At 72.0% G+C, this 9,198-nt stretch carries 9 protein-coding genes; all 9 read right to left on the minus strand.

The features are described 5' to 3' along the window. Window positions 1–339 precede the first annotated feature (339 nt). The 9 genes from ACFVGY_RS31235 to ACFVGY_RS31275 all read right to left on the minus strand — a co-directional run bounded on the left by ACFVGY_RS31235 (window position 340) and on the right by ACFVGY_RS31275 (window position 9,149). On the minus strand, window positions 340–702 hold the full coding sequence (locus ACFVGY_RS31235) for an MmcQ/YjbR family DNA-binding protein (protein ID WP_385683713.1): 363 nt from the start codon (window positions 700–702) through the stop codon (window positions 340–342). Continuing rightward, window positions 699–2,009: a hemolysin family protein gene (locus ACFVGY_RS31240; RefSeq protein WP_385683715.1), complete on the minus strand. Its 1,311-nt coding sequence runs from the start codon at window positions 2,007–2,009 to the stop codon at window positions 699–701. The genes ACFVGY_RS31235 and ACFVGY_RS31240 overlap by 4 nt, the downstream gene beginning before the upstream one ends. Then, on the minus strand, window positions 2,006–2,503 hold the full coding sequence (ybeY, locus tag ACFVGY_RS31245) for an rRNA maturation RNase YbeY (protein WP_385683718.1): 498 nt from the start codon (window positions 2,501–2,503) through the stop codon (window positions 2,006–2,008). The genes ACFVGY_RS31240 and ybeY overlap by 4 nt, the downstream gene beginning before the upstream one ends. A gap of 13 nt (window positions 2,504–2,516) precedes the next feature. After that, on the minus strand, window positions 2,517–4,643 hold the full coding sequence (locus ACFVGY_RS31250; protein ID WP_385683721.1) for a PhoH family protein: 2,127 nt from the start codon (window positions 4,641–4,643) through the stop codon (window positions 2,517–2,519). Between the two features lie 150 nt (window positions 4,644–4,793). Then, window positions 4,794–5,891, minus strand: a complete 1,098-nt coding sequence (locus tag ACFVGY_RS31255; RefSeq protein ID WP_385683724.1) for a PfkB family carbohydrate kinase — start codon at window positions 5,889–5,891, stop codon at window positions 4,794–4,796. A 192-nt stretch (window positions 5,892–6,083) separates the two neighbouring features. Continuing rightward, the gene (locus ACFVGY_RS31260; protein ID WP_385683727.1) at window positions 6,084–6,995 is read right to left on the minus strand and encodes a ribonuclease Z; all 912 of its coding nucleotides are present in this window, start codon (window positions 6,993–6,995) and stop codon (window positions 6,084–6,086) included. A gap of 4 nt (window positions 6,996–6,999) precedes the next feature. Continuing rightward, on the minus strand, window positions 7,000–7,359 hold the full coding sequence (locus ACFVGY_RS31265) for a histidine triad nucleotide-binding protein (protein WP_385683730.1): 360 nt from the start codon (window positions 7,357–7,359) through the stop codon (window positions 7,000–7,002). 141 nt (window positions 7,360–7,500) lie between these two features. After that, window positions 7,501–8,244, minus strand: a complete 744-nt coding sequence (locus tag ACFVGY_RS31270) for a 16S rRNA (uracil(1498)-N(3))-methyltransferase (RefSeq protein WP_385683733.1) — start codon at window positions 8,242–8,244, stop codon at window positions 7,501–7,503. Beyond that, window positions 8,241–9,149 (minus strand): nitronate monooxygenase, encoded by a 909-nt coding sequence (locus tag ACFVGY_RS31275; protein WP_385683736.1) that lies wholly within the window; start codon window positions 9,147–9,149, stop codon window positions 8,241–8,243. Before ACFVGY_RS31275 ends, ACFVGY_RS31270 begins: the two co-directional genes overlap by 4 nt. Window positions 9,150–9,198: the final 49 nt, after the last annotated feature.

Raw genomic sequence — 9,198 nt, forward strand, 5'->3', positions numbered from 1 at the left:
GGGTCGCGCTCTTGGGTTTTTTTTTTGGGTGGCGGGGGGTTTACCGGGGTTTTTGCCTTTTTGCACAATAGTATTGGGGCGCCGGGGGGGGGCTCCCCCCCCCCCCGGCGCCCCGCCGCTCTCCCCTCCATCCCCCGTCTGTCCCCCGCGTCACTCCCGTTTCAGGGATTGGCCTGGACCAACATAAGGGCACGGTAAGGAAATGCCTCCTGCCGAAAGCCTCGGAAAACAGTGATGTTCGTCCCACCTCCGGGAGCCCGGCGGGCGGGCCCCCGACCGGCGGGCAGCAGGGCCACCGGTCCGCCCAGGGCCACCGGTCCGCTCAGGGCCGCCGGTCCCTCAGGGCCGGTCCAGGCGCAGCCGCTCCGCCCTCGGCAGGCCCGCGACCACGAGGTCGTAGCTGTCCTCGACGAGCTCCCGGACCATCGCCTCGGGCAGGGCGCCGGGCCCGCCCACCGTCACCGTGTTCCAGTGCCGCTTGTTCATGTGCCAGCCGGGCACGACCGCCTCGTACTCGGCGCGCAGCCGCACCGCCAGCTCGGGCTCGCACTTGAGGTTCACCTTCAGCGGCTCCGCGTCGAGCGACGACAGCGCGAACACCTTTCCCAGCACCTTGAACACCGAGGTCTCGGGGTTGAAGGGGAATTCCTCCACCGCCGCGTTGAAACTCAGGCACAGCTCGCGCAGCTCCGCCGGGGTCACTCCCCCTCCTCCCCCTCGCCCTCGGTCTCCGCCGGGGCCACGGGCTCCACGAGCACGGTCACGATCTTGTTCCGGCGACCGGCCGGCGCCTCGGCCGTCAGCCGCAGCGGCCGCCCGTCCGGCAGCTCCACCACCGCCGAGGCACCGGCGATCGGCACTCGCCCGAGGGCCTTGGCCAGCAGACCGCCGACCGTCTCCACGTCCTCGTCGTCGAAGGCCTCGACCTTGAACAGCTCGCCGAGGTCGGTGATGTCGAGACGGGCCGTGACCCGGTACCGGTCCTCGCCGAGGTCCTCGACGGGCGGGAGCTCCCGGTCGTACTCGTCGGTGATCTCACCGACGATCTCCTCCAGGATGTCCTCGATGGTGACGATGCCGGCCGTGCCGCCGTACTCGTCGATGACGACGGCGACGTGGTTGCGCACCTGCTGCATCTCGCGCAACAGGTCGCCCGCGTTCTTGGTGTCCGGTACGAACGCCGCCGGCCGCATGACCGTGGAGACCAGGTCGGATTCCGCGTCCCGGCTGATGTGCGTCTTGCGGACCAGGTCCTTCAGGTAGACGATCCCGACGATGTCGTCCTCGTTCTCCCCGGTCACCGGGATGCGCGAGAAGCCCGAGCGCAGCGCGAGCGTCGTCGCCTGGCGGACCGTCTTGTACCGCTCGATGCAAACCAGGTCGGTGCGCGGCACCATCACCTCGCGCACCAGCGTGTCGCCCAGCTCGAAGACCTGGTGCACCATCCGGCGCTCCTCGTCCTCGATGAGCGACTCCTTCTCCGCCAGGTCGACCATGGCGCGCAGCTCGGCCTCCGAGGCGAACGGCCCCTTGCGGAACCCCTTGCCAGGGGTCAGGGCGTTGCCGATGAGGATCAGCAGCTGCGGGATGGGCCCCATCACGCGGGCTAGCGGGACCAGGACGTACGCGGCGGCCGTCGCCGTGCCGAGCGGGTGCTGGCGGCCGATGGTGCGCGGCGAGACGCCGACGGCGACGAAGGAGACCAGCACCATCACGGCGATCGCGGTGAGCAGTGCCTTCCAGTTCTCGCCGAGCGCGTCGAGGCAGACGTACGTGACGAGCACCCCCGCGGCCATCTCGCACGTCACCCGCACCAGCAGGGCCACGTTGAGGTAGCGGGTGGTGTCCTGGGCGACCTGGAGCAACTTCTCGCTGCCGCGCCGGCCCTCCCGCGCGGCCTGCTCGGCGCGGAAGCTGGTCACCCGGGCGAGGCCGGACTCGGCGCAGGCCGCGAACCAGGCGATCACCACCAGCAGGACCGCCCCGGTGATCAGTTGCGGGGCGGTCACGAGACGGTCGGGGCCGGGGACGGGCCCGTCAGGCCGCGCTCGCTGCGCCAGCCGTCGACGATGGCCGCCTGGAGTCCGAACATCTCGGCCTTCTCGTCCGGCTCCTCGTGGTCGTAGCCGAGCAGGTGCAGCACCCCGTGGACGGTCAGGAGCTGGAGCTCCTCGTCCATGGAGTGCCGGGTCGGGGCCTCCTCGCCCTGCTTCTTCGCCACCTCGGGGCAGAGCACGATGTCACCGAGGAGCCCCTGCGGGGGCTCCTCGTCGTCCTTGGCCGGCGGACGGAGCTCGTCCATCGGGAAGGACATGACGTCGGTGGGTCCGGGCAGGTCCATCCACTGGATGTGGAGCTGCTCCATCGCATCTTCGTCGATGACGATGACGGACAGCTCGGACAGGGGGTGGATCCGCATGCGGGTGAGCGCGTAGCGGGCGATGTCGAGGATCGCCCGCTCGTCGACCTCGGTTCCGGACTCGTTGTTGACGTCGATCGACATGGTGCGCTGGGTTCTACTTCCGCTGGGTGCCGTTCCGGGCCGGCCGGGTTTCCTGGCCTGCCTGGCTGTCGTCGTACTTCTCGTACGCATCGACGATACGGCCGACCAGCTTGTGCCGGACGACATCCTCGGACGTGAGCCGCGAGAAGTGGATGTCCGGGATCCCCTCCAGGATCGACTGGACCTGACGCAGACCGGACTTGGTGCCGCCGGGGAGGTCGACCTGGGTGACGTCACCCGTGATGACGATCTTCGAGTCGAAGCCGAGCCTGGTCAGGAACATCTTCATCTGCTCCGGGCTCGTGTTCTGCGCCTCGTCGAGGACCACGAAGGCATCGTTGAGGGTGTTGTGGGTCAGCAGGTAGTCCTGGGTGACGTACAGGGAATCCTCTGCGGCCACCTGGATGCAGACCGCCTCCTCGCGGCCCGCGGGCTCGATGGAGTCGATGAAGCGCATCGGACGCCCGCCGCCGCCCGCCGCGCGGTACGCGTCCCGCTTGCGGGAGAGGCGGAACGGCTCGATGCCCTCGGGGAGCCGGATGTCGACGACGTGCGAGTCGAACCGGTGCGCGGCTAGGGCGCTGCCCTGGGCGCGGTCTTCGGCCCTGCGCCGTCGGGTGTAGGCGACACCGCCCAGGGACTGGACGAGCGCGATCACATCGTCCCGCAGAATGATCGAGGACGTGGAGTACTGGATGCGGCAGGTGCGGTCCCGCTGAGCGACGGGGCCGCCGTCGGAGTCGAGCAGGCCTTGGAGTACCGCGAGACGGACCTCGGCCGTGTTGAACAGGTAGTCGTCCGGCACGAACTTGGAGTGCGAACGGCTGCCGAGCAGGTCCAGCTCACGCATGACCCGGGTGACCGGGTTCTCCAGGGTGACCACGTCTCCGGGCGACTTCACCCGGTTCAGGACGTAGTCGGGGCCGCCCTTGTGCCGGGCCACGACACCGGGGAGCGCCGCCTCCAGGGCTTCGGCGAGCTCCGGATCGGACGTGGAGAAGGACGGCGTGGTGGACCCGGTGAGGCATCCGTCGCCGAGTAGCAGACCCAGCGCGTACGGGTCCATCGAAACCTCGCGCGCAGGGAACTCGACGGGAGCGGTGAGCAGCGGCAGCTCGTAGCGCCGCGCGTGCGCGGCACGGAGCTTGCCGATCATCTCCTTGGTCTCCAGGACCCGCCACGGCTTGTTCCGGCGCCTGTCCGAAGCCGTTCGGACCGTCCACAGGTGCTCGCCGCAGCAGAGGGTCCAGGAGCCGTCCTGGGCGGTGACGCGGTAGATGTCCTTCTCGCCCTGGGGGTAGACGCCGAGAACCGGGGTCGGCTCACCGTTCGACCCCACGACGAGGTCACCGACGCGCAGGTCGCCGATGGGGCGCCAGCCATCGGGGGTCAGCACCTTGGTGAACACCGGCTGGGCCCTGCCGCGCATGTATGCGAGGGGGGCCACCTCGATCGTTCCGTTGGCCATGAGCCGCGGGATCGAGTCCGGGTCGAGCATGTCGTGCAGCGCGTCGTACAGCGGGCGCAGGTACGGGTCGATCTTGTCGAAGAGCGTGCCGGGCAGGAAGCCGAGCCGCTCTCCGGCCTCGACGGCCGGGCGGGTCAGGATGATCCGGCTGACCTGCTTGGACTGCAGGGCCTGGACCGCCTTGGCCATGGCGAGGTAGGTCTTGCCGGTACCGGCGGGGCCGATGCCGAAGACGATCGTGTGCTTGTCGATCGCGTCGACGTACCGCTTCTGGTTCAGGGTCTTGGGGCGGATCGTACGGCCGCGGCTGGAGAGGATGTTCTGCGTGAGCACCTCGGCCGGGGTCTCCTGCGGGCCGTTGCCGTTGTCGCTCGCCCTGAGCATGGCGATCGAGCGTTCCACTGCGTCCTCCGTCATCGGCTGCCCGGTGCGGAGCACGAGCATCATCTCGTCGAACAGGCGCTGGATCAGGCGGACTTCCGCCGCTTCCCCGATCGCGCTGACCTGGTTGTCCCGAACATGGATGTCGGCCTTCGGGAAGGCCTTCTCGATCACACGCAGCAGGGCGTCACCGGGACCGAGCACCGCCACCATCGGGTGGCTCGCCGGAACGGTGAAATGGGCTCGCGCCTGTCCCTGCGCCGCGGTGTGAGCTGATGGTGTCTGAGTCATGGGCCGGCACTCTGGCCTGCACATACCTCCCACTGAGGGGCCGCGCCGATCGACGACCTCCGGAGTACCAAGGGTACGTCGCCGCGGCGGCTTCACCGAGGGGTTTTCCGGCAGCCGTGCAGCCCCGCGCCCGCCCCGGCTTCGGCTCGGCTACACGGAGTAGCGGAAGCCGATCGTCGGGACCGCCCGGCGACGGGGCCCGCGGGACGCGTCCCGCGGGATCAGGTCGTCCAGGAAGCCGTAGCGGTCCCGCAGCCCGTCCGGGGCCGTCTGCCACCAGTGGGCCACCTCGGGCCAGCCCGGGGCGGACAGGGAGCCGCCGAACTCCTGGACCGACAGGGCCGCCGTCAGGCCCGCGAAGGCGAGCCGGTCGGCCAGCGGCCATCCGGCCAGCGTGCCGGTGACGAACCCGGCCACGTAGACGTCCCCGGCCCCGGTCGGGTCCAGTGCGTCCACCGCGATCCCCGGCACCTCCGCCGTCTCGCCGGTCCCCGAATCCACCGCGTACGAGCCCTCCGGGCCCAGCGTGACCACGGCGACGGGCACCCGTTCGGCCAGCGCCCGCGCCGCCGCTCTCGGGCACTCGGTGCGCGTGTACCGCATCGCCTCCCCCGCGTTCGGCAGGAACGCGTCGCAGTGCTCCAGGTCGGCCAGCGCACCGAGGTCCCAGCGCCCCGTCTCGTCCCACCCCACGTCCGCGAAGATCCGCGCCCCGCGGCGGGCCGCCTCCCCGATCCAGCCGTCCACCCGGCCCGGGGCCAGCGAGGCCACGGCCGCCCGCGTGCGCGGCGGGCACTGCGGGAAGGGACCGGAGCCGGCCGGGGGCGGCGCCTCGTGGCCGTGCGAGACCATGGTGCGCTCGCCCTCGTACGCCATCGAGACGGTGACCGGGCTGTGCCAGCCGGGGATGGTCCGCGACATGGACAGGTCGATGCCCTCGCCCTGCTCCAGCGCGTCCCAGCAGTACTCGCCGTAGTGGTCGTCCCCGAAGGCCGCGGCCAGGGAGGTGCGCAGACCGAGCCGGGCGAGGGCGGTGGCCATGTTGGCCACCCCGCCGGGGCTGGAGCCCATGCCGCGCGCCCAGGACTCCGTACCGCGCACCGGGGCGGAGTCGAGGCCGGTGAAGATGATGTCGAGGAAGACCGTGCCGGTCAGGAAGACGTCGCACCCCGGGTCCTGGGGGTCGCGCAGCGGACCGAGCGGGTCCAGGTCGGCGCTGAGGCTGAGTCGGCTGTCCCGGTTGGTCACGGTGCACTCCCCGATCGGCGCGAAGGGTCGTTCCTTCCGGCGGCCGTTCCGGCGGAAGGCCGGCAGCCCTTCCCGTCCGGGCCGGACTCAAACCCCAGTGTGGCGTACATCACCGTCGGGTCGCTCCCCGGAACGGCCCGGTCGCCGCATGTGCCGGTGCCGGCAGCGCCGCCGGCACCGGCCGGAGTCCCGTCAGTCCTGGCGCCGCTTGGGCAGTGGCACCCGGGCGAGGTCCGCGGCGATGGTCAGTTCGCCCTCGAAGCCGGCGGCGCGCGCCTGGCGCTCGAACTCGCAGGGGTCGCCGTAGCGCTGCGAGAAGTGCGTCAGCACCAGGTGGCGCACGCCCCCGTCACGGGCCGCGCGGGCGGCCTGTCCGGCGGTCAGGTGCCCGTGGTCGGCGGCCAGCTGCGCGTCCTCGTCGAGGAAGGTGGACTCGATGACCAGCATGTCGCAGCCCTCGGCGAGTTCCTCCACGCCGGGGCAGAGCCTGGTGTCCATGACGAAGGCGAAGCTCTGGCCGGGCCGGAGCTCGCTGACGTCGTCGAGGGTGACCCCGTCCAGCCGGCCCTCCCGCTGGATCCGGCCCACGTCGGGCCCCTTGATCCCGTGCCGGGCGAGGAGTTCGGGCAGCATGCGGCGCCCGTCGGGCTCCGTGAGCCGGTAGCCGAAGGACTCCACGGGGTGGGACAGGCGGCGGGCCTGGAGGACGTACGAGGGCCCCTCGGCCAGCGTTCCGTCCTGCACCACGGGCTCCTCGCGCAGCTGCACGGTCTCCCGGTAGGCGGTGGCGTACCGGAGCCGGTCGAAGAACTTCTGCCCGGAGGCCGGGTAGTGCGCGGTGACCGGGTGCGGGACCTGGTCGAGGTTGATGCGCTGGATCACCCCGGCGAGGCCGAGGCTGTGGTCGCCGTGGAAGTGGGTGACACAGATCCGGTTGATGTCGTGCGCGGCCACCCCCGCGCGGAGCATCTGGCGCTGGGTCCCTTCGCCCGGGTCGAAGAGGATCCCCTCGCCGTCCCAGCGCAGGAGGTAGCCGTTGTGGTTGCGGTGGCGGGTGGGCACCTGGCTGGCGGTGCCCAGGACCACGAATTCGCGTACGGACACGGTGTTATCCCGGCGGCCACTGCAGGCCGCGCCCGCCGAGGAGGTGTGCGTGCGCGTGGAAGACCGTCTGGCCCGCGCCGGAGCCGGTGTTGAAGACGATCCGGTAGCCGTGGTCGTCGACCTTCTCCTGGGCGGCGATGGCTCCGGCCTCGCGCAGCACGTCGGCGGCGAGCTCCGGCGCCCCGGCGGCCAGCGACGCCGCGTCGGGGTAGTGCGCCTTGGGGATGACGAGCACGTGCGTGGGAGCCTGCGGGTTGATGTCCCGGAAGGCGACGACGGTCTCGGTCTCCAGGACCACGGTCGCCGGGACCTGACCCGCGACGATCTTGCAGAACAGGCAGTCCGCCTGCGGTTCCCCGGCCATCGATGTGCCTTCCGTGAGGTGAGGTTGTGGTGTGGGTGACGTGAGGTGTGGTGCGGTGGTTCGGCCCGGGCGGTGCCGCCCGCGTCGGTGTTGATCAGCCTGGAGATCGTATCCGGCGCCGCCCCGCCCCCGTCGCGGATTTCAGGACCAGCGGCCGGTCCGGGCCAGCAGGACCGCCGCCGCCGCGGTGCCCGCGGTGGAGGTGCGCAGCACCGAGGGCCCCAGGCGGAGGGGTCGGGCGCCCGCCTCCGCGAAGAGGGCCAGCTCCTCGGGCGAGACCCCGCCCTCGGGGCCGACCACGAGGACGATGGAGCCCGCGGCCGGGAGGTCGGCCGTGGCCAGTGCGCCCGAGGGGTGGTCGCGGTCCTCGTGGAGCACCACCGCCAGGTCGGCGTCGGCCAGGAGGGCCGCGACCTGCTTGGTGGTCACGGCCTCGGCCACCTCGGGGAAGCGGACCCGGCGGGACTGCTTGCCCGCCTCGCGCGCGGTGTTGCGCCACTTGGCCAGCGACTTGGCGCCGCGGTCGCCGCGCCACTGGGTGATGCAGCGCGAGGCCTGCCAGGGGACGATCGCGTCCACGCCGGTCTCGGTCATGGTCTCGACCGCCACCTCGCCGCGATCGCCCTTCGGCAGGGCCTGGACGACGGTGATCCGGACCTCCGGCTCCGGCTCGCGGCCCGTGGCGGACACCGAAACGGCCAGCCTGTCCTTGCCCTCCACCGCCTCCACCACGGCCTCGGCCCAGCCGCCGCGGCCGTCGGTGAGGACCACCGCCTCGCCCGGGTTCAGCCGCTTCACGGAGACCGCGTGCCGGCCCTCCGGGCCGTCCAGGACGAACTGCGGTCCCGCGGGGACCTCTTCGACCACGAACACCGGGGCGGTCATGACGTACTCCTCTGTTGCATGTCGTTCAACGTGCTCTGCGCCTCGGCCAGTTCCGCCGCCAGCACCTCCACCAGCTCACCCGCCGGCATCGCCCGCGCGAGCCGGTGCCCCTGCCCCGCCCACAGGGCCATGCCCTGCGGGTCGCCGGCCGCGGCGGCGGCCCTGCGCAGCCCCGCGGTCATGTGGTGGACCTGCGGGTAGGCGGACGGGGCGTAGGGGCCGTGCTCCCGCATGAAACGGTTCACCAGACCGCGGGCCGGGCGCCCGGAGAACGCCCTGGTGAGCTCGGTGTGCGGGAACAGGGGGTCCGTCAGCGCCTTCTTGTGCAGCGGGTGCGCCCCGGACTCCGGGCAGGCGAGGAACGCCGTGCCGAGCTGGGCCGCCTCGGCGCCGGCCGCCAGCAGCGCTGCGATCTGCGAGCCGCGCATCAGTCCGCCCGCCGCGATGATCGGGAGGGCCACCGCCTCGCGCACCTGTGCCACGAGCGCGAGCAGGCCGACCCCGGCCGTGGCGTCGGCCTGCGGGTCGTCGCGGTGGGTGCCCTGGTGGCCGCCCGCCTCGACGCCCTGGACGCAGACGGCGTCGGCACCCACCGCCTGGGCGGCGCGGGCCTCGTCGACCGAGGTGACGGTGACGACGCTGTACGTGCCCGCCGTGCGCAGGGAGGCGATGACGGCCGGCGCGGGGCAGCCGAAGGTGAACGACACCACGGGGACCGGGTCCTCCAGGAGGATCGCCAGCTTGGCGTCGTAGCCGTCGTCGTGGGTGCCGAGGGTGTCCTCCTCGGCGATCGAGACGTCGTACCAGGCGGCCTCCCCGGCGAGTTGGCCGCGGTAGACCTCGACGGCGACCTGGTCGACGGGGCCGCCGCCGGGGCCGACCTCGCCCTCGCCCGCGAGCTGGATCCGGGTGCCGTTCTCGACACCGGCCGGGATCTTGACCGTGAGGCTGCGG

The sequence above is a fragment of the Streptomyces sp. NPDC127106 genome (assembly GCF_042677605.1).
Classification (GTDB): Bacteria; Actinomycetota; Actinomycetes; order Streptomycetales; family Streptomycetaceae; genus Streptomyces.